The sequence below is a fragment of the Pirellulales bacterium genome (assembly GCA_036499395.1).
Taxonomy (GTDB): domain Bacteria; phylum Planctomycetota; class Planctomycetia; order Pirellulales; family JACPPG01; genus JACPPG01.
In genome coordinates, this window is the sequence record DASYDW010000149.1 from 1 (window position 1) to 21,751 (window position 21,751).

A 21,751-nucleotide genomic window follows, 5' to 3' on the forward strand; every position below is an offset into this window, starting at 1 on the left:
TGAGCGCAAAGGCAATCTGTTCTTCGGAAAACTTCGACTTCTTCATGGCCATCTCCTGCCCGGCTTCGCCGGGCCGTAATGGCCTGAAAAACTAGCAGAAAATTCCACTCATCGCTGGATGCGGATTCGGGGAGCAGGTCACCAGACGATGACCGGAATCGCCACGCTGATCCGGCATGGCTATCAACTTACCGCGCAACTTCGTCTCCGATGGCTTTCTGAAGTGCTCGCCGCGCTCCTTCGCGGGCGATCTGCTCCAACGACACCTGCGCGACCGCATCAGTTGCCAGTCGAAGCTGAAACTGTGAAGATGACATGTGGCGTATCCTTCCTGGTCTTGTTGGCCAAACGCGTTCCTGAAGTGAATCAGTCACCCAAGGTACTTTTATTGCCGCGTCGTCATCCACAGGTTTTGGTTATAACTCCCCCTCAAATCGCCCAACCCTGCCCGTCGGGACCAAGCGTCATCACTTTTGGCCCTTCTTCGGTAATAGCAATCGTATGCTCGAAATGAGCGCAGCGTTTTCGGTCCGCCGCAACCACTGTCCATTCGTCATCCAGCAGCAATACATTCCGCGCGCCGGAATTAACCATCGGTTCCACAGCAAGGACCAATCCAGGACGAAGCTTGAAGTCCCACGGACGGTGCTTTTTTGTCCAAAAATTCGGCACTTGCGGGCGCTCCCACATTTCACGACCGATTGCATGACCGACGAATTCTTCAACGACTGAAAAACCCGCGTCTCGAACAAATGCGGCCATTTCGGTTGCGACTTGGCTCCAGTAGATGCACCTGCCCATGGCGTCAATTGCCAACTTCAGTGTTGCTTCCGTGATGTCGAGCAATCGTTTTGAATCGGTGTCGATTGTCCCGACGCCGTAGGTACATGCCGCATCTGCACACCAACCCTCAAGGCGACAGGCGGTATCGATGGAAACTATGTCACCTTCGTTGATGCGTCGGCGTCCGGGAATTCCGTGTACGACTTCTTCATTGACCGAAATGCAGGTCACGCTGGGATATGGCGTACCCCCGGTGTCTACTCCTTTGAAAAGAGGCATGGCCCCTCTTGTCTTATAGAATTCTTCAACCGCGGCATCGAGTTCCCCGGTTGTGACCCCAGGCTTGAGGAGTTGTGACATCAATTGGTGAGCTTCCCACACCACGAGCCCCGCGCGTCGAATCAATTCAATTTCCCGTCTCGATTTCAATTGCATCATATACACACTCAAATAACGACCGCTCTCTTTTCCGCCTCATTTTGGATCGTGCTGCGATACAGTGCGAAGCACTAGGAAACATTCTACTGGAACCGCTGCTGCACGCCAGAAGAAGCAGGCCATTCCGCCTGAAACTAATGAGGGTCTAGGCGACCAAAGCCGCGTCGCCGGGCAGGGCCGTGATCGGATCAGTTTGTCGGGCCGCCAAGAATACTGGGCGTGGGGATTGCAGCAGCTGCGGAACGTTATGAACGGCGTTGTATGTTACAATTGAAACGGTACCATCGAACGGGGAGATAGTGCTTACCGAAGCGTGAACGACATTTGGGTGAAATATCAGCGCCAACCCTGCCGGGTCCTTTGGTGCAACAAGCGGATATTTCTGGGCCAATTGGCAGATTTGTTCCCGATCAAAGGAGAAGGTCAAGTCGGCTGCGACGTTCGAAGCCCACCCGGTCGTCTCCGCATGACGTGGCCGGACACTTATGGTCCCTTCACGATGAGAACCCGCGAGAAAAATCATTGGGCCGTTAAACTCAGTCACGTCTGCCAGGAATACCGTAACGTTTACAGCGTGGTCGGCAGGCATTCCATCGCCGTCGCGCCCAAACTGGTAGTCCTGATGCCACGGCCATAGCTCACCGTCCATCGCAACCTTCGCATTGATCTTGAACGGGTGGACGTAAACGTGATCTTGCAGAATCTGTTCGACAGGCTCGACCACTCTCGCGTGGCGTGCAAGTCGTTCGTAGATCGGACTGACCAAAGTGCGGACCGTGAATGGCTCGAACGGCCCCGGTGCGGCTTTCTAAGACGCGTCCAGCTCCGGGCTGTGAAAACAACTGATAGGCCTCGTCTCGTAGGATGGGGATGGCGTCAGACGGGATCAAATTCGTCAATAGCACGAATCCGCTATCGTTGTAGTGTCTAAGTTGATCCTGGTTGAGTTTCATTTTAGAGGCCGTCCGCGATATTAGAAAAGGGTATAGATGAACGGTGCTGCACCGGTGCCTGCAAGAATGACCAAGACGCTTGCGAGCAACAAAACCGCGAGGATCGGAATGAGCCACCACTTCTTGTTATGTCTGACGAAATCCCACCATTCTCCGAGCAACCCCCGACGACTCCGCTGCGCGAATGTCGCAAACTGTTGGTCGGCATGATCCGGACTGTCGAGACTGTCGCCATGTTGGTCAATGTGGTCGACATTGCTGTCGGCGATCGGTTGTTCGGCTTGCGACATCGCAGAACTCCATTTTCCGGTTCATCAGAACTGATCGAAATATCGCTCTAAGTTGGGCTCGGGTGGCTGACGCGCAACCCAGTAGCTACTGGCTTGGCGGTTCAAGATCTGCCCCAGCACATCCCGGCCGAGAATCCGCATGCATACACCTAGGGGAGTGAATACGAGGTAGAACAGCGCGGCAAGTACGCAAAACGAGATCGCCTGTCCCATCGGTTCAGTTGCAAGATTGATAATTGCGTAAATGGCATTGCCACATCGGGGCGACGACAAGGCTATTAATCCTAGCAGCAACCCGAACGCCCCAAAGGCGACGAGAATCGCACGAGGGTTCGCGGAGCGCAATGGAAGGGCCGCCAATAGCACAAACAAGAGCGGAAGTGACAGACCAGCGACCTTCTGCGATCGATTCTTTGAGGTAGCTAAAATTACACCCACGACCGCCACCGAACTCACCATCGCCAGGGCAAACAACGTGTACTGCCGATGCCGTATCGCTGCGACCCCGAGCAACACGAAAAAAACTGGCAGCAAGCCGGCGAATAACCGACGCTGCGCCGGGGTAATCTGTCGCGGGATGTCAGTGTGGGTAGTGGCCATGCATCGCTTAATCGAGATCGAATTCGGAAAGATACATCTGAGCGCTGGCGCGATCAAGGTGGGCTTGTTTTCGCTTCAATAAGACGAAATCCTCTAGCACAAGCACATCCATGTCGGTCGAGAGAAAGCACCGATAGGCCTCATATGGCGTGTTAACAAGGGGTTCGCCACGGACGTTAAAACTTGTATTGATGATCAGTGGGCAGCCGGTTTGCTGCTCAAAGGACTTGATGAGCTTGTAATATCGACCGTTCCGCTCCGGTTCGACGGTCTGGAACCGCGCCGAATAATCGACGTGCGTCACTGCAGGGATTTCTGAACGATTGACGTGTGCCTTTGCCAAGCCTTGTGGTTTGGACTCACCACCGCCCTTGGTGCGTCTTCGGTCGAGCACTGGCGCTACCAAGAGCATATACGGGCTGGAATCTGAATGAGGGGTCTCAAAGAAATCTTGGGCCCGCTCACGCAATACTGATGGAGCGAAGGGACGAAAAGATTCTCTAAACTTGATCTTAAGGTTCATGTTAGACTGCATTGTAGGGCTTCGCGCATCGCCCAAAATGCTGCGCCCACCGAGCGCGCGAGGACCGAATTCCATGCGGCCATGAAACCATCCCACGACGTTTCCGGCCGCGATAAGACTCGCGACCATGTCACAAAGTTCCTGCTCTGATTGACAGTGGTAGTATTCAGCCGAGACGCTGTCGAGGAACGCTTTGATCTGATCGTTATCATGTCGCGGTCCGAGTAGCGATCCGTGCTGCGCATCGGTCGGCTTGCAGACCCGATCATTGGCCAGCAATTGGTACCACACGAATAGTGCAACGCCAATTGCCCCGCCAGCGTCGCCGGCGGCGGGTTGAATCCACAGGCGCCGAAACGGCCCTTCGCGGAGGATTCGTCCGTTAGCTACACAATTGAGGGCAACGCCCCCCGCCAAACACAGATCGGCCATCCCGTCAGTTGCGGCGTACGCGTGCCGTGCCATTCGAAGCATTATTTCTTCAGTGACAACTTGGATCGAAGCGGCCAGATCCATGTGTCTTTGCGTTAGATGTGACTCCGGCAGCCGCGGCGGACCGCCGAAAACGCGATGGAATTTTCCGGAGGTCATCGTCAGCCCATGGCAGTAGTTAAAGTAAGATAAGTCTAACCTAAACGAGCCGTCCTCCTTCAGATCCAGAAGTTTTTCGCGAATCAAGTCTGCATATATCGGCTCGCCATACGGCGCCAACCCCATCAACTTATACTCACCTGAGTTCACGCGAAAGCCGGTATAATACGTGAATGCCGAATACAGCAGCCCTAACGAATGCGGGAAACGCAATTCGTGGGTCAACTCGATCCGATTTCCGCGCCCGACGCCGCAAGTAGCCGTTGCCCATTCACCGACGCCGTCGACCGTGATGATTGCTGCCGCATCGAATGGCGACGGGAAGAATGCGCTGGCTGCATGCGATTCGTGATGTTCGACAAAAATTGGTCGTTGCTTGTATTTCGAAGGGATCGCCTTATGTATCTCGCGGGGCAGCCAGAGTTTTTGTTTCAACCACTGGGGAATGGACTCACAAAACTGGCGTAGGCCCCGTGGCGCATGCGCGAGATACGTTTCTAGCAAACGGTCGAATTTAAGCAGCGGTTTTTCGTAGAAGCCCACGTAATCGATCTGCCCAGGATCTAAGCGGGCTTCACGGAGGCAATAGGCGATGGCTTGGGACGGAAAGCGATGATCATGCTTGACTCGAGTGAATCGCTCCTCTTGGGCCGCGGCCACGATCTGACCGTCGACGACTAGTGCTGCGGCAGAGTCGTGGTAGAAAGCAGATATCCCCAGGATCGCTGTCATCGATCTAACCAGCCTTCTGATCGTAGTCCATCATCCGGCGGCAAAGACTGAGCGGCCTCATATCAATCCACACGTCGTTGATATATTTTAAGCACTCGGCCTTCGTACCGCGTTTGCCGATGTCGGTCCATCCGGGGGGCGGTTCGACTTCGGTGCTCCAGATCGAGAATTGACCCTCGTGATTCACGACCATACGGAGCATTAAATCGTCGTCGCCAACAATAGGATTGTCGTCAGTCATCGTGATGTGCGCCCGATAAAAAGGTAGATGATGGACTATATGTGGTGACCGAATACTGTCAAGCGGGCCGTAGGATCGCCAGGGTCGGCGTCCTTGATCAGTCCGTCCTCCAGATGAATGAGCCGATCCGCTATGTGATAAAAACGATCGTCATGCGAAACGACGAGCAACCCCTTTCCTTGAGCCTTGAGGCTCGGAAGGATATGGAAATAGAAGTGCGCCTTGTAGGATGGATCCTGATCAGCAGCCCACTCATCAAAAAGGTAAAACGGCCGATCTTCCAGGAGTGCTGCAAGAAGCGCCAGACGCTTTCTTTGTCCGCGCGACAACTCTTCCGTGGTCGAAAGTTGCCCATTCGAGACGCTGACACAATGGTCCAATTGGAATTTGCGCAGGTGCTCGGTTATTTCCTCATCCCGGTACGCGCCCCGTACATCCAATAAGCCCTGGAACAAATGAAAATCCGCGAAGATTGCACTGAAGTGCTGCCGATAAGCATCGCGCGCCTCTGGCGTGATCGCTTTGCCGTCGAGCAGGATTGTGCCGTGCTCTGGCTGATATAGTCCGGCAATAAGTTTCACCAAAGTGGTTTTTCCGCTGCCATTGCCCCCTACGACAAAAACGAGTTCACCACGAGCAAGTTGCAAGTTGATTGGCCCAATCGCAAATGTTGAGCCGTCTCGTACGCGGCGATAGGTATGAACGACATCTGTAAGACGGACAAATTCAGGTCCTCGCGTTGGCAACGAGTTGTGATCGATCAAAGGTTCGCGGGTGTCGTCGCACGATAGCGCCAAACCCAGCGCCTCAATCTTCGCGAGTGACACCTGAGCACGCGCGATATTGGGAAACGAGTTCATTATCGCTTCCAAGGGGGCCATCATATAAAGGACGACGAGGACATAGCTCGCAATGGTCGCGGGGTTAAGCGGCGCGACCGCTTGCGACGCGAAAAGCAGTATGCCGACGTAAATGAAGAAAAGCAGGCGATTCCAGTTCGACACCGTCGTATAAATACCGGTGCCCGCCACGATCGCACGTTCAACCGCAATCGTGGCCGGTTCAAGCACTCGCGACATGAACGATTCTCGCTTGTGGTAGTTCAGTTTAAGCTCTTTGAAGCCGCTCAGGAGAGCATTGAAGTGCCCGAACAGCGTATCTTGGTGATCACGGGCCTTGTGTAAGTATGACCGCGCAATGAAGACGGGAATCTGGTACGTCAACATACCGATTATCAAACAGGCGCACATGATCAGCATCATCCGCATTGAGAGCCAGCCGAGATAGAGAATGCAACTAAAAACGATCACAAGATTGATGCTGAAGTATGGCAGGTTGATCACGACCTCGGTGACATCGCGCACGTCATCCGTCAATGCGGCCATGAGACGATGCGAGCCGAGTTCTTCGAAACGGCGGAGTGGTATATAAAGGATTTGCCGGCACAAGTGCACACGCAGATCGGCGATCGCGCGATGGGTGAGCCGCACCAGCAACACCCCGGACATCAAGCCGCTTATCAGCCGCAGGACACATAGCCCAAAGAAAAGGACGATCCTTGTTCTCATCACCGGCGTACCGGCTCTCAGCAAATCGTTGATGAACGCCAACATTAGCGCGCTGACCACCCCCGCCAACGCTCCGGCGATTCCCGCGGCGATCATGCCGCTACAAGATCGGCGAAATAAAAAGAGGAGGAGTTTCACTTTTCTCCTCTTCGTTCCGGGTCAGGACGCTGTTGCTGCCAGCGCTCCAGCCACGCAAAAATTCGATAACCGAAACGCTCGATGCTTTCACGTCGGTGCAACGCTCGGCTGTAGCGGACCACGAAATGAAGCATCTCAATGTCCGTGTAGCACTCGATATTAATCGTATACGCACGCCGATTCGACGTGTCCAACACGTCTCGGACCGGATCGGCCAATTCCTGTAGGAGACGAGCATTGTCCCGCTTGGCCGAAATGCGCCCATGATAATTAAACTTTACTTCAGGACTGGCAATCGATCGGAGGGCTCGCCCTTCGACCGTATCTGGCTGAAGGTAGCGCACGACCCCGTAGTCTATACCGCTATTCGGTAAACTGCGGAGAGTCAGTGCCACAGCTCGGGTAACTGAGACCGGCCCGCCGCCTTGTACTTTCAGCAGGACTGGCACATTTGTGGTGACGTAACCGACCGTCCGAGACAAGTCCAACGTGCTTCCCGGTACGACTCTTCCGTGTGCGGTCAAGTCGATCGCGACCGCGTCTGCATGGGTCCAATCGGCAAGGGCCGCCGCACAAGCGGCCACGAGCAGTTCCGGTTCGCTGATGCCCGCCGCAACGAGTTCGGCGTCCGTATGCAGGCGCGATCGGCTCCATTGCACCACGTCGAGCGCCGCATAAGTGTTCACCGAGTCCGGCACATTGAAATCACGTGGAATCGGACGAACTTCATCCCACGCACCCCAAATCCACCAATTAGCGTTCGCGCGTGCCGCAGGTTTCGCGGAGTATTCAACCAAGGCATCGGCGAACTGTCGGAACGAAGCGGTTGGCGGCAGCAGTCTTGGGGTAATGCCGGCGGCAACTTGGTCACACGCGGCACATAAGTCATTCGCAAGAATATCGATCGAAATAGCGTCGACCGCCAAGTGTGACAACACAACGACCAAGACCCGCCCGCGCGCCGAAGTCTTGATTACCGTGAACCTCGCCAGCGGGCCTTTACAGATGTCTAAACTTGATCGGAGTCGTCTCGCGGTCTCGATCAGCGTCTCCCACTGTTGCTCAGGCGCGACCGCCACGAGATCGATCTCCTCTACAGAGATCGGCTCGCCCTCCGGAGCCACGGTCTGCCGCCAGCCTTGGTCGCTCTGATAGAAGCGTAATCGCAATGCCTCGTGATGCATCATCAACACTTTCACGGCGGTCCGGATGCCGTCCGTGGAAAGCGAGTCTGAGATCTGAAACAGATAGCAAGCGTTATAGTTCCCAGGATCGATAAAGCCGCGGTCGAAGAACCAATGCTGTATCGGAACGAGAGGAATTGGCGTCAGCGGGCTCGCTTCCGCCGGTAAATGCGGCGAGACATTACCAGGGGTGATCAGGATCGCGGCAAGTTTGGCGGCGGACGTGCATTGCGTGATTTGCGATGAAGTTACTGAAAACCCGAGATTCCCCAGACGGGTCGCGATTCGGATGATCGCCAACGAATCAATCCCGTTCTTATGTATATCGTCCTCCGCGCCGAAAGATTCGAGTCCGATAACGTCGGCGAACACCGCCGCAATCTGGAGAGCGGCAGACTTCTCATCGCGGTTTCTCCAGTGATCGAGAGCCGCATTGCCATGCTCGAAGTTTATTGAACACGGATCAGATTCTGACGCATTGAGGCGGGGAGTTTTCAGCGACTCGGCGCCTTCTGAGGCCGCAACGCCTGCAAAAGCAGTCTGTTCTTCCTTCCCGGCGGCAGCAACGGTTTGCTGAACCTCAAGCGCTTCGGGCACTCGTGTTCTTTGCAAAGGGTGAGGTGGCAATCCGATGAATCTGGCGGGTCGCGCGCGAATTCGTTGCCAATTTAATTCCACGCCCTGTTCCCATAGCGTCCCCGCCATCCTCAGGATCAGTTCTTCATTGACATCCGTTCGGCTCGGCTCAAGATCAGGCCCGATACCGGGCAGAAAAAGAACCAGGGGGTTTACTACGTGTTGAGTCTCCACCAACCATTCAGCCAACGATCCGCTGGATTCATTCAGCGTGTGCCAAGTGGGAAGAGACACAGGCCGCGCGCCAGGCGATGCAGGCGCCATGGCATAAGCCGGACGATCGAGCAGCCGATCCAAGCCCTGCTCAAGCGTTAGACTGCCGTTGAGGACAAGTGCCAGACTCGAATCCTGATCCATGCAAACAACCCCCTTGTGTCGCACTCCGAAGTGCCGAAATAGTCGAGCCACAGCAAGCCCTGAGATGAAATCGAGCAGTCCATAGTCCGGGAAGCAGCTAATGTTCTTACGCGGACCAATCAAGCTATTCAAAACGGCTGCCCGATGTCCCGCCGGCAATCGAGTGCAGCATCGGTCGATGGTGGAACGAACAGGGGAATAGCGATCATAGAGTTCGCGAGAGAAAGGCCATGTCGCACCAAGAGAGCGGCGACAGGCAAATATAACCGTCAGTGGCGAACGGCTTTCAATGGGAGCGCCCTTGCGGGCACTGTCGCCAAGCTGAGATAGCACGTCCTCCAAATCACGTGCTATCAAGGCCATCCGAAATCGCCGGTGGCTTCTGCCGAATTGCAGCGTGCTCGCTACGTCGGCTAAATCCACTGATGCGGTCGAAGATCGCTCGAAGTATTCAACGAGATCCGATCGCAGGCTTTCGAATGTCGTCGGATTCTGCGCGCTGATCGGGAGAAGTTGCGGCCCAGACGGTTTGCCCTCGCGCGGCCGCTCAGGAGCCTCTTCCAAAATCACATGAGCATTCGTCCCGCCTATGCCGTACACGTGTACGCCTGACCGCCTCGGTTCGTCCTTTACACGAGGCCATTCGCGCAGCGATGCGTTCACGGCCAAGCCGGAGCCGATCAGGCCCATCTCCGGCGTCGCCCCATGGTAGTGCAAACTTGCCGGCAATCGTTCTTTCGACAGCGACAGGACCGCCTTAATGAAGCCTGCAACTCCTGCGGCAGTGTCAAGGTGGCCGATATTCGTTTTCACAGACCCAATAAAGCAGGGGGATTCGGTACCGCGAGGATCAAATACCTTGCGCAGCGCTGTGACCTCCACGAGATCGCCTAACTTCGTGCCTGTCCCGTGCGCTTCTACGTATGAGACATCGCGGCTTTTCAATCCCGCATCGCGCAGGGCCATATGAATCACTTCAGCCTGCGCATCTACGCTAGGTGCAGTGAAACCGACTTTGCCCGCCCCGTCATTATTTACGGCAGTTCCACGAATCACGGCATAGATTTGACGCCCTTGCGCGACTGCGTCTCTAAGACGCATCAGGACAACGACGCCGGCGCCGTTGCCGGGTACTAGCCCATCAGCCCCCGCATCAAACGCCCTACAATGTCCGCTCGGGGAAGTGGTCGACCCGACTTCGGCGATATATCCAACGCGCTGCGGCGTGCGGATGCACACACCACCGGCGAGCGCAACATCCGTCTCGCCGCGACGAAGGCTCTGTACGGCGTGATGAATTGCCACCAGCGATGTCGAACAGCCTGTTTGTATCGTGATCGCAGGACCGCGCAGATTCAGCTTATAGGCGGTTCTCGCAGTAAGAAAATCCTTATCGCCACCGATCATCACCTCCAGTACGCCGAACTCTGAAAGTGCCTGCGAACTGCCAGCCAGCCGAAGCCAATGCCCGCTCGCCGACATGCCGCCAAACACGCCGATGGACCCTGGCGGGCGCACCGGGTCAATCCCTCCGTCTTCGAGTGCGCGCCACGCGCATTCGAGGAATATCCGTTGCTGAGGATCGGCAAGCGATGCTTCCCGCAACGTGAAGCCAAAAAAAGCAGGATCGAACAGGTCGCTTTCGTCAACCACCCCACAGACCGAAACATATCTCGGATCGGCGAGCCAATGCGACGCAACGCCGGCCGCCGCCATTTCGCCAGCACTGAATCGCGACAGCGACTCTACGGCATTCGCGAGATTAGTCCAAAAGGCTTCGGTGTTTGCCGCCCCGGGGAACCGGCAGCTCATTCCGACGACGGCCACGGAGTCGCTCTCAGAGCACCATCTCGCGTTTTGTCGGCGGTGTCGTCGCTTCTTGGAACGCATTGGCTCCGCCGAGTTTTGCGAGTCGAGCCAATCGGCAAGTCGGGCAATAGTTGGCTTCTCAAAAAGCACCGCCAATGGGATCCGACGATTGAGCGTGTTTTGGAGTTGTTCTTGCAGCCGTACGAGTAGCAATGAATGGCCGCCTACGTCAAAGAAATTGTCATTGATGGAAAAAACGCTTGAGCCCAGGACCGACGACCATACCCGAGAAACCATCAGCTCGGTTGGTGTGCCGACTGGCGTAGAAGGCATTACGGCCGGCGTCGCAGGTGCCGCCTGAGCGAGCATGCGCTGAACCGCTTTCACGTCCAACTTTCCGCTCGCAGCCAATGGCAGCTCGGGCACCTTGAAGATTCGGTCCGGCACCATGTACAGAGGTAGCTTGCGACGAAGATACGCCGTGAGTTCAGACTCCGTTACACCGCCGTCGTCCGTGACACATCCGATCAAACAGCAAGTCTGTTCGTCTTGCAAAGTCGCACAAACGGCGGCGGAGCGGATCGAGGGATGCTCGAGAATTGCGGCCTCGACTTCAGACGGCTCAATCCGAAAGCCTCGAATCTTGACCTGTTGGTCGATTCGGCCGAGTATTTCCAGGTTGCCGTCCGGAAGAAAACGGGCTAAATCGCCTGATCGGTATAAGCGAGATCCGGACTCGACGCCGCCTGCAAACGGATCGGGTACGAACCGTTCCACCGTTAAATCCGGCCTGCCGTGGTAACCCCGCGCCAGACCGATCCCCCCGATAACCAATTCTCCGGGCACGCCAATCGGCAGCAATTGCAGACGACGATCGACTACATAAAGAGTCATGCCACTGATCGGTTTGCCAACTGGGATAGGCCTATGCGATTTTGCAATCCACCGCCGGTCGCTTCCGACCACTTCATAAATCGCGCAACCAACAGTCGCCTCCGTCGGACCATATTCATTGATGAGGATCGTTTTTTTCGCGTACTTCATCCAAGGAAGCACATGGCGCGGCAGCAAATTTTCGCCGCCAATTATCATGCGCTTCACTCGACATCCCGCCAAGTCGCTACCCAGCGCATGGGTTAATAGTTCCATGTGAGATGGTGTAAGTTTCACCAACCCATATTCGGCACCCGCGGCAATACGCGCCGCCAGCATCGTCACGATGTCTCCATCCGCCATTAGTTCCACCCCCGCACCGCTCAGGAGGCCGCCGAGCAAACTCGTTACGGTGAGATCGGCCGACCAGGACGAACTGACCACTGCGCCAAACGCACGCCCCTCCTGTGAAGCAAAGTCCGACAGTCCGTACGCCTGAATGCTCCAGCGCAGATAATTTTCTAACGCCCGATGTGTAATCACGACCCCTTTGGCGCGCCCGGTCGATGCTGACGTGTAGATGACGTAGCACGGGTCATCGAGATGCACGTCCGGAAATACCATGGCAAGGTCGGCATCGCGGTCGCCACCACTGAGGACCTCATCGGAAATCAATTGTGCGCGGACGATCAACCTGCCGTCTGCGGTCGCTTGCTTCACGACGGTATGCGTACTGTCGGATTGATCATTCGCGTCAATGACGATTACCTTGGCGCCCGCATCCGAGATCATGAAATTCAATCGCTCTGCCGGATACGAAGGATCCAATGGCACGTACGCGCCCCCGGCTTTCCACACTGCCAATAGAGACACCACCAATTCGGCGCTCCGCCGCATACACAGGCCGACGAGTACTCCAGGCCCGACGCCATGGCCGTGCAACTTCCTAGCCAAGCGATTCGACCGGCAATCAAGTTCGCGATACGTGACCACCGTATTCCCATCTTGCACGGCGATCGTTTGCGGCGCACCGGTCGCTATCTGCGAGAACCATTCGTGCATGGGGCGTGGCTGCGGACGCCCCGACGCCAGCAGACCGCGTTCGCCGGCGCCCCACCGCAACAGCGTCTGCCGCTCCCGCTCGTCCAAGAACTCCAGCCGTTCCAGGGGCCGGTCGGGATGGCGGGTGGCCTGGTCCAGCAGAGAGCACAGGTTCGCCAGCATCTGCCGCACCGTCGACTCATCGAACAGTCCCGCGTCATACTCCATTTGCAGTTCGACCCCCTCGTCCGCCGACGCCAGATCGGCCCCGGAGCCCGTACCGGCCGGCGGCTGGCCCGCCGTCAGCGTCAGGTCGAACTTGCTCGCGCCCGGCGACGCTGCCGACAGCGGCACGACCTGGGCTGACAAGCCCGGCGGCGACGGCGCCAGCCCGCGCAGCGCCTCGGCCATCTGCTGCTCTTGCTGTACCGTGAACATCACCCGGAACAGCGGGTCACGGCGGCCGACGCCGCCGGCCCCCTGCTGCTGCACCACCTGCTCCAGCGGGACCGCCTGGTGCACATAGGCCCCTAGGCACACCCCTCGGACCCGCCCTAGCAGATCCGCGAAGCTATCGTGCGGCCGCAATCGCGTTCGCAGCACCACCGTATTCAAGAACAGGCCGACCGCCTCCTGCAGCGGCCCGGACTCACGCGTCGAGACCGGCGTTCCCACCGCGACGTCCCACTGCCCCGTGCGGCTGTAGCGGTGCAGCAACGCCACGAACCCCGCGAGCAGCGTCATGAACCACGTCGTCCCGTGTCGGCGGCCTAACTGGACCAGCCGGACCGCCACCGCCCGGTCCAGACGCTCGGCCACCATCCCCCCCGCGCCGCCCTGGCCTGACAGCGACGAGGGGCGGTCCTCTGGCAACTCCAGCGGCGTCAGCCCCGACAACGTCTCTCGCCAATACGCCAACCCCTGTTCCAGCCCCGCCGAACCGCCGCCCAGCCGCTGACGCTCCCACGCCGCAAACTGCATATAACGGACCGTTCCCGACGCCGACGCCGACGATGGCTCGAATGTCTGTCCCGTCTCGCCTCGGCCGTCCCGGTGGTACAACTCCACCAAGTCACGCAGCAACAGGCCGATTGACCACTCATCGCACACCGCGTGATGAACCCCGAGGTATAGCAGGTGGTCCGCCGGGCCCAACCTCGCCACCCCTGCGCGAAATAAAGGGCCATGCAACAGATCGTACGCCCGCTGTACGTCGGCCTGTACCAAACGCAAGCCCGCCGAGAAGCGCTGCTCCGGCGAAAATTGCTCCGACTCCGGCGAAGATAAAGACAGGTCCGCCAACCATGGCATGAACCGCCGCGGCCAGCCCTCCTCCTGTTCCTCTGCGGCATCGCTCCTGTCAGCGGCGTCGTGCCCGCGGAGCCCGAACCGCCGCTCGACTCCCGCCAGCAGTTCGGCCACCTCGGCCGGCCCGGCGTCTAGCGCCTGCTGGCGGGCGGACCCCCGCCCGTCCGGGACCAAGACCGTCCGCAACGCCTCGTGCTTCACCCATAAGCCGGCCAACGCCCGGCCCAGCCGACGCTCGTCCAGAACGCTCTCGCCTACAGCGGCGCCGGTGTCACTGCCTCGCAGCCGCACACATATCCCCACGTTGTACGCGCCGCCCCGCCCGGCCTGCCCCTGCCCCAGCTGTTCCAAAAACCACATCCGTTCCTGCGCGAACGACAGCGGCCAACCGCCCGCAGGCGCAGAGGAAGGGAGTGTTGCCAGGAAGCCAGCGGCGCTGTTACCGCCGTCACCGTTCATAACAGACTGGGGTGACCCGAGATGTCCTGCCAATAACCGAATCGTCGGATGCCGATGCAGCGCCTCCATAGTGACATGACAACCCAATTGGACATCTATGGCGTGACAAAGCCGAATGGCCATCAGTGAGTCGCCGCCCAGCTCAAAGAAACTGTCGTCCAGACTAACCGACGGGACGTTCAAGAATTTGGACCAGATTTGCGCGAGGATCTCCTGATTCGGCGTCATGATTTCGAATGGAACCTCACGCGCGATAGAGACCGAACGTGCCAATGCCGCGCGATTCACCTTGCCGCTCGGCAACATGGGAAGCGATTGGAGCTGCACGACAACGGACGGAACCATGTACGCGGGAAGCTGAGCCCCGACAGTCTCCTGCAACACGCGCGGGTCAAACGGATGCCCGCCCTGTGTGACGACGTGAGCCGTCACCCCCCCCGTTGAACCCCGATTCTGAACGGTCACCGCGGCTGCCTTGACTGAAGGGTGGCGGCGCAACACCGCTTCGATCGCAGCAAGATCCACGCGGTAACCCCGCAGTTTCACTTGGTCGTCCATTCGGGAGACGAAGTCGATATTGCCATCACTTCGTCGTCGGACCAAGTCTCCGGATCTGTAGAATTGCGGCGTCGTGCCGTCGCCGGCTTCGCGCGATACGAATCGCTCACCAGTCATTGATTGATCGCCAACGTAACCCGCCCCGATGCCGACCCCGCCGATCCACAACTCGCCTGCAACGCCGGGAGCACAACGCCGTCCGTCGGCGTCCAGAATCAAAAGCTGCGTATTCTGGACGGGTCGACCGATCGGCACCGAATTCGTTCCCAGCAATTCGTCAGATTCGATTCGGTGGAATGCGCAGACATCGCTGCATTCGGTGGGTCCGTAAGTGTTCACGATTATGGCGTGAAATTGCGATGCCGTCCGGTTGGCGCATCTCGGCATCGGACGCACTGGCTCGCCGCCTAAAAACACATAGCGCAGCGACGACCATTCTTTGAGGTCATGCGAACTCGCATCCAGTAACGCCTCAAACATGCTCGGCGTGCAATTGAGTACCGTAATATTCCATTTTTGAATTGACGAAACGAGTCGGACGGGCTCGAATTCCGTTCCTTCGTCAATGACAACCGTCGCACCGAGCACTAATCCAGCGAAAATATTCTTCTGTGTTAAATCGAATACCGGCGATGTAATCACGAAAAAGCGGTCCGACGCATCAAGCTTGAACTCGCGACAATACCAATCGACAAGGTTGCAGAATCCATTGTGCCTGATCATCGCGCCTTTCGGTTCCCCCGTCGAACCCGAAGTGTAAATCACATAGATCAGGTCGTTCGGTGAAGACGAGGCCTCAGTCAAAGGCAGCGAATTCTCGGGCGGCGCCTCATCCGGACAGACAACACAGGCAGAGAAATGCTGTCGCAGCCACGGGGCGAATGAACTCACCGCCACAATGGCGCGCGGCGAAATTCCGCTTAATACTCGCGACAGGCGCTCATGGGGTCCATTAGGGTCGAGCGGAACGTATGCTCCACCAGCCTTGAGTATTCCCAACACGCCCGCAACCCATTCAGCCGAGCGGTGGGCCACAAGCGGAACGAGCATTCCCGGTCGAATACCAGCCTCGCGCAGGGCGTGCGCCACTCCGTTTGCACGGGCATCGAACTCACAGAACGTCCATTGGCTCGTACTTGTCACAATTGCCGCGCGGTCTGGGAAAGCACGACGCGTCGCCTCGAACCATTCCAACACCGTTTGACGATGAGGAGAAATATTGCCGCCATTTTCGGCTGCGCGAACGGCGAGTGCCTCATCGGGTGTGGAAAGAGTGATCTCGCTCACGACAATGCCCGGATCGCCGACTGCCTGTCCGAGGACGGTTTGTAAATGGCATACTAATTTTTCAGCCTGCTCCGTCCGAACCAACGTCGGATCAAACCTGACAGTGATTTCCATTTTCGAGCCGTAGTCCGCGGCTGCAATCGTGAGCGGGAATTCCGGCCCATGCTGGTCGGACCGAAGTACTCGTTCGAACGGCGTATCCGCGAGGTTTTCTCCGGCAAGGAGGCGAGTCCGCTGATCCCAAGCAAGGACAACTTTAAAAGGGAACCAGCTCATGTCATTCAAGGTCTCACGCGTTCGTGTCACCCATTGCGATAACGGATACCGTGAATAATCCAGCGATTCTCCGAGTGATTTGCGCGCCCGTTCGAGGAGCACGAGGAAAGTCGGGCTGTCGGCAATATCAATTGACACGGGCACGGGATTCACGAAATACCCGACAATATCGTTCTCAACGGCGGAATGTCGTCCTAACGTCGGAACGCCGATCGTCACTAACGGGCCTGAGTCGAACTTTCGCATAAGCGCCATCAGTGCCGACAACACCACGAGAAACGGCGTCGAGTTGACTTCACGCGCGAGAGATCGAATCGACTCGGTCAGCGCCGTCGGCAGCACAGAGCCGACCGACGTGACTGCCCGCTGTTCTAGGCCGTCTGATTGACAAACGCCTTCATCAACGGCCTTAGCCATGCAGGCAAGCGGCAATGTCGTCGCGTCCGCATATGGACGCGCGCTCCAAAACCTCAATTGTTCACGAGCCTCCTCCGTCTGCATCCATTGTCGTTCTTCGAAGATGGCGTGCGACGGCGCCTTCAAGGGGGATCCGTCATTCGCGTCGGTCGCGCGACTTCCATAAACGGCGGCCAGGTCAGCCAAGACGAGTTCCAGCGCGCGGAAGTCCATGATCAAATGGTGCGTGAACATGAAAAACACGTCACGGCGCATCCCCGTGTCGGCATCGATGGCTCGGGTGACGACGCCGGCTCGAACGAGAGGTCCGCATATCAGATTAAACGGTGTCGACAGCTCTTTCGAAAACCATTGTTCGAATTCGCCGGCGTGCCACATTTCCCCAGAGTGGATCTGCCAATGATGCGCCGTCCGGCCCAACACACGTTGAATAGGAGTTTCGCCGATGACCGAGAAGACCGTGCGCAGGGAGGCGTGACGTTCGACTACGCTTGAAAACGCCCTGGCGAATTGTGCCAATTCAACACCCGGTTGCAGGGTAGCGGCGAAACCGAGATTGTAGACTAGACCGCTGCAAGAGACCTGATGAGCGGCCCACACCGCCAACTGCGCATGTGACAACGGGTAGATGTCGACGGCATCGCCGCCTTCACTATACAAGACAGTCAATTCAAGCTTGTGATGGCGCAGCGCCTCGAGTAGATCAGGCGTGACCGCGCCGGTCGGCGCTTCATACCGCAGTCGTCCGTGATCGGCCGTCAATCGGATGCGGCGTTCCCAAAGAGCGTATAACAGATTTTCAAGCTTCATATTTCGCCGCGCTCTATCTGCAGGACATCATTTTCCTTCCCGGAAATGGCCCCCTCTTTTGATGCGCCGGCCTGAGATATTCGAGATTTCACCAGGTCTACAATCTGTCCAACGGTTATGCCGCTCAGCAGCGTAGATAATGACAGATCTACGCCCCACCGCCGGGAGAGCCGATTTCGGACATCTATCGCCAACAAGGAATCGAGTCCAACCGACTCGAGGGTGACATGATCGGCGAGCGTGCTCGCTGACAGGCCGAACACTTCTGCGATCGCAGCAACGACGTCGCCGCTTGACGTCAAGTCAGCACCAAGCGACTCCGTCCTAGTAAGGCTTGGAATGTCTTCCCCCTGATAGACCGCCAAGTGCGCTCCGTCGTAACCGGCAATCGCATCCAGCGCAATTTGCGCGTCGGCCTGCCCGAGTGGTTTAAGTCCGCGCGCCAGCAAACGCCGTTGATATATCGAAGCGAGACGCGCCGCCATGCCGGCGCCCTCCCAAGGGCCCCAAGCAATGCTTAGCGCGGGTAGCCCGTCTTGCCGAAGGTTATCGCAAAGAGCGTCCAAAGCAGCATTCGCCGATGCATATGCCGCCTGGCCAACCGCACCAATCGACGCCGCCAGCGACGAAAATGCCCAGAAAAATCCCAAGTCACGCTCTTTGATCAATGACGCCAACGACGCCGCTCCGAGAAGTTTAGGCGCCATGGCGTTCGCGATGGTTTGAGGTTGAAGGTTGGCCACCAGCGCATCTTGAAGCACGCCCGCCGCGTGAATAACGCCGTGCAGGGGCGGCATCTCACGGCTCATCAACGCCAGGGCGCCGGATACCTGCGACGGTGAAGTCACATCTGCGCACAAGGGTCGCAGATGTGCGCCGCCGTGCTGCATCTCCGCAGCCCATGCGGGCAACTGCGACGATCGGCGCCCCAGCAACGCGATATGACGCGCGCCGCGCGACACGAGCCATCGCGCCAGTTGCGGGGCCAGCCCTCCGAAACCGCCGGTGATGAGGTAGCTTCTGTCCGCGCGGATCAGCTCCCGCGCCCGGCCAGGTCGTGAACCGGTTACGGATTGCCATCCGGCCGAGTAACAAGTCGTCTCGCGCCACGCCACTTGTGCTGGCGTTTGCGCCGTCAATTGGCGGGCAAGAGACCGCACATCGCTGTCTTCATTGACCGTGCCCGGCAAATCGACGAGCTGACAATGGCGCTCCGGATGTTCACGCATAAACGTCAACGCCAAGCCCCACACCGCGGCAGAACCCACGTCGCAACGAAGGTCCGTCGAGACAACGCGCCGGGCCGCACGTGTCACGACAACCGTCCGGCTGGTCTGTACCGCAGCCGCATTGGCCAGCACTTGCACGATTCGAGTAAACCACGCACACACCCCAGTTGCGTTGAAATAGTCCGCTTCCGGCCCCCCGCCATCTTCCGGCGAGTTCACCCTGGGCAAAAGCACGACCACGTCCCAATCTTTTTGTGCGCGCAACTGTTCGATCAGACGAGGCAATCCCCGATCATCTTGCAGGCCGACTACCACGTCGATCGGCTCCTTGCCATCCACGGCAAGCGCTGCGGCCAACCGACACGCGATCCGCCCATCCGCCTCGTTATCGGTCCGGACAACGACGCACACCGTTGACGCACGCTCACATGCGCCTTTAGTAATCGGCAAAGGTTCCCATGTAAGGCAACGGATTCGGAGTTCCGCGCTAAGCGACGGCGCCGCTGAAGAGCGTGGGTCCGGTTTCGTCAGTGCTGTGGCGGCCGCCTCCTCCGGTCCAGGAAAATCGAGCCAGTACCGCTTGCGCTCCCATGGGTAGTTAGGCAACTGAAAGGGAAGTCGGACACGCTTCCGATCGTTGGCCGTCGCTGTCGTTGACAGCGAGGCCCTTGTTAAATCGGGCGGCCACAGCACGTCGACACCGCGAAGGAATAATTGCGACGCAGCATCGGCAAGGCAGCTCAATTCGCCGCCCTCGGGCTTAAGGCTTGCAACAAGAGTGCTTTCCTCACGTAGTCCTGATCCCATACTGAGCACGACTGCATCGCTGTCTATCTGTTTAAGACCATCGACGAGATCAACTCGTGATTGAAACGAATCCGGCGGATCGCCCGGATGCCATTCGATACATGGAGCCAGGTCACGGGCATGCCATGATTCGGACCGGTAATCTCTATCTCCGGCTAGCCACCGCACAGCCAACCGTCCCTCATCGACGCCTATCGCGCATCGCGGTTCAATACCACAAGCCCGCCAAACCTTCGCAATGGCGATCTGTACTACGACCGATCGAAAAAAATTAGGTAATTGCCCGGCGCCATCGGGCTGAGGCGCCCCCGACGCAAAGGATGCGATATTTTCAGGCGAGACGCTAAATTCGGCCGCAGCCTCGCGCATCGCTTTTGAAAAGACGACATTGCTCTCGATGAGCCGCCGGCACAATTGCTCGGGCACGGAGCGAGCTCCCTCAAATAGAAAGACGACGCCCGCTTTCGGAACTTGGTCGACGATCGACGCTTCGCCGTTCGCAATCGTGCGGAGCTGTTGCCGTAAGTCCGCGAAAGTACTGCCTGGAACCGCGGCCCGAACGGGAAACTGCTCGTGCTCGGAATTCGCGGCATCGCAGACGTCAGCAAGGCGCCGTAAAGCATCCGGCTGAGGCTCCACATTGTGCTCAATCAGTTCGTCATACCGCCGCGCCAGGGTGCGAAGCGCTGCTGGAGTCTTAGCTGAAATGAGCAACATCTTGTCGCTATCGCCGGATGCGTTACGGTTGTCGGCACCGGCGGCATTCGCCAGCGGCGCCCATTGCTGAACAATCACGTGCGCGTTGGTTCCGCTCAGACCGAATGAGCTCACCCCCGCAGTCAGCGGCACAGACCTTCCGGGTTGTTGCGTCCATGGCGAAAGTGTCGTTGCCACCTTCAGACGAAGTTCATCAAACGCGATATGCGGATTGGGTCGATCGTAATGAAGGGTCGGCACGATCTGACCATGATGGAGCATGAGCACGGTTTTGATCAGACCGGCGACCCCTGCAGCGGATTCGCAGTGACCTATGTTGGACTTGACCGAACCAATCAAACAAGGCCGGTCTGCAGATCGGCCTTCGCCGAGCACGGCGCCCAGCGCGTGAGCCTCAATCGGATCCCCAATGAGCGTTCCGGTTCCGTGAGTCTCCACATATTCGACGTCAACCGGATCCAGGCCGCTTTCTACCAAGGCCCGCCGGATTAGCGCCTGCTGGGCCACACCATTGGGAACCGTGAGACCACTGCTTGCGCCACCATGATTCACTGCCGCCCCGGCGATCGTTGCGAAGATCGATCGTCCGGCCGCAATGGCGTCACGGAGACGCATCAATACGACCACTCCGCAGCCATCGCTTCGCACGAAACCGTCGGCTCCAGCGCTGAACGAGCTACAACGGCCGAACGTCGAAAGGACGCCCATGTGGCTGAGGTGATGATTCATGTCCGGCGCTAATAGCAAGTTAACGCCGCCTGCCAAAGCCAGGCTCGATTCGCCTTTCCACAGGCTCTCACATGCCAATTGAATTGCGACCAGGGAAGACGAACACGCGGTATCGACACAGATGCTGGGACCTCGTAAATCCAGGTGATACGACAATCGTCCCGGCGCAAAACAAAATGCGTTGCCGATAATGGCCAGTTGATCGGTCTGTTCAAGCGAACGTGCGCGGGTCATGCGCGTCCAGTAATCGTGGATACTGATCCCGATGAACACGCCGGTGTTCGACCCGGCCAGGCCGCCCGGGCGGATCCCCGCGTCCTCCAACGCCTCCCATCCCACCTCCAGCAGCAATCGCTGCTGCGGGTCCATCACCGTCGCCTCCCGCGGCGAGATCCCG

10 protein-coding genes are annotated in these 21,751 nt (G+C 57.9%); all 10 read right to left on the reverse strand.

All coding sequences use genetic code 11. The features are described from left to right. Positions 1 to 188: 188 nt before the first annotated feature. The 10 genes from VGN12_30490 to VGN12_30535 all read right to left on the reverse strand — a co-directional run bounded on the left by VGN12_30490 (position 189) and on the right by VGN12_30535 (position 21,747). Positions 189 to 317, reverse strand: coding sequence for a hypothetical protein (locus tag VGN12_30490; protein ID HEY4313807.1), 129 nt, complete (start codon positions 315 to 317; stop codon positions 189 to 191). 112 nt (positions 318 to 429) lie between these two features. Further along, entirely contained in the window at positions 430 to 1,221 is a 792-nt protein-coding gene (gene map, locus VGN12_30495) for a type I methionyl aminopeptidase (GenBank protein ID HEY4313808.1), read from the reverse strand. Between the two features lie 145 nt (positions 1,222 to 1,366). After that, entirely contained in the window at positions 1,367 to 1,987 is a 621-nt protein-coding gene (locus tag VGN12_30500; GenBank protein HEY4313809.1) for a phytanoyl-CoA dioxygenase family protein, read from the reverse strand. Between the two features lie 207 nt (positions 1,988 to 2,194). Beyond that, positions 2,195 to 2,464 (reverse strand): DUF5989 family protein, encoded by a 270-nt coding sequence (locus VGN12_30505; protein ID HEY4313810.1) that lies wholly within the window; start codon positions 2,462 to 2,464, stop codon positions 2,195 to 2,197. A 24-nt stretch (positions 2,465 to 2,488) separates the two neighbouring features. Then, entirely contained in the window at positions 2,489 to 2,737 is a 249-nt protein-coding gene (locus VGN12_30510; GenBank protein HEY4313811.1) for a hypothetical protein, read from the reverse strand. A 334-nt stretch (positions 2,738 to 3,071) separates the two neighbouring features. After that, positions 3,072 to 4,910, reverse strand: coding sequence for a carbamoyltransferase (locus tag VGN12_30515; GenBank protein HEY4313812.1), 1,839 nt, complete (start codon positions 4,908 to 4,910; stop codon positions 3,072 to 3,074). Positions 4,911 to 4,914: 4 nt separating this feature from the next. After that, positions 4,915 to 5,151, reverse strand: coding sequence for an MbtH family NRPS accessory protein (locus VGN12_30520; GenBank protein ID HEY4313813.1), 237 nt, complete (start codon positions 5,149 to 5,151; stop codon positions 4,915 to 4,917). Positions 5,152 to 5,186: 35 nt separating this feature from the next. Continuing rightward, positions 5,187 to 6,857, reverse strand: a complete 1,671-nt coding sequence (locus VGN12_30525) for a cyclic peptide export ABC transporter (GenBank protein ID HEY4313814.1) — start codon at positions 6,855 to 6,857, stop codon at positions 5,187 to 5,189. Next, the gene (locus VGN12_30530; GenBank protein ID HEY4313815.1) at positions 6,854 to 17,872 is read right to left on the reverse strand and encodes an amino acid adenylation domain-containing protein; all 11,019 of its coding nucleotides are present in this window, start codon (positions 17,870 to 17,872) and stop codon (positions 6,854 to 6,856) included. The genes VGN12_30525 and VGN12_30530 overlap by 4 nt, the downstream gene beginning before the upstream one ends. After that, positions 17,869 to 21,747, reverse strand: coding sequence for an SDR family NAD(P)-dependent oxidoreductase (locus VGN12_30535; protein ID HEY4313816.1), 3,879 nt, complete (start codon positions 21,745 to 21,747; stop codon positions 17,869 to 17,871). Before VGN12_30535 ends, VGN12_30530 begins: the two co-directional genes overlap by 4 nt. Positions 21,748 to 21,751 lie beyond the last annotated feature (4 nt).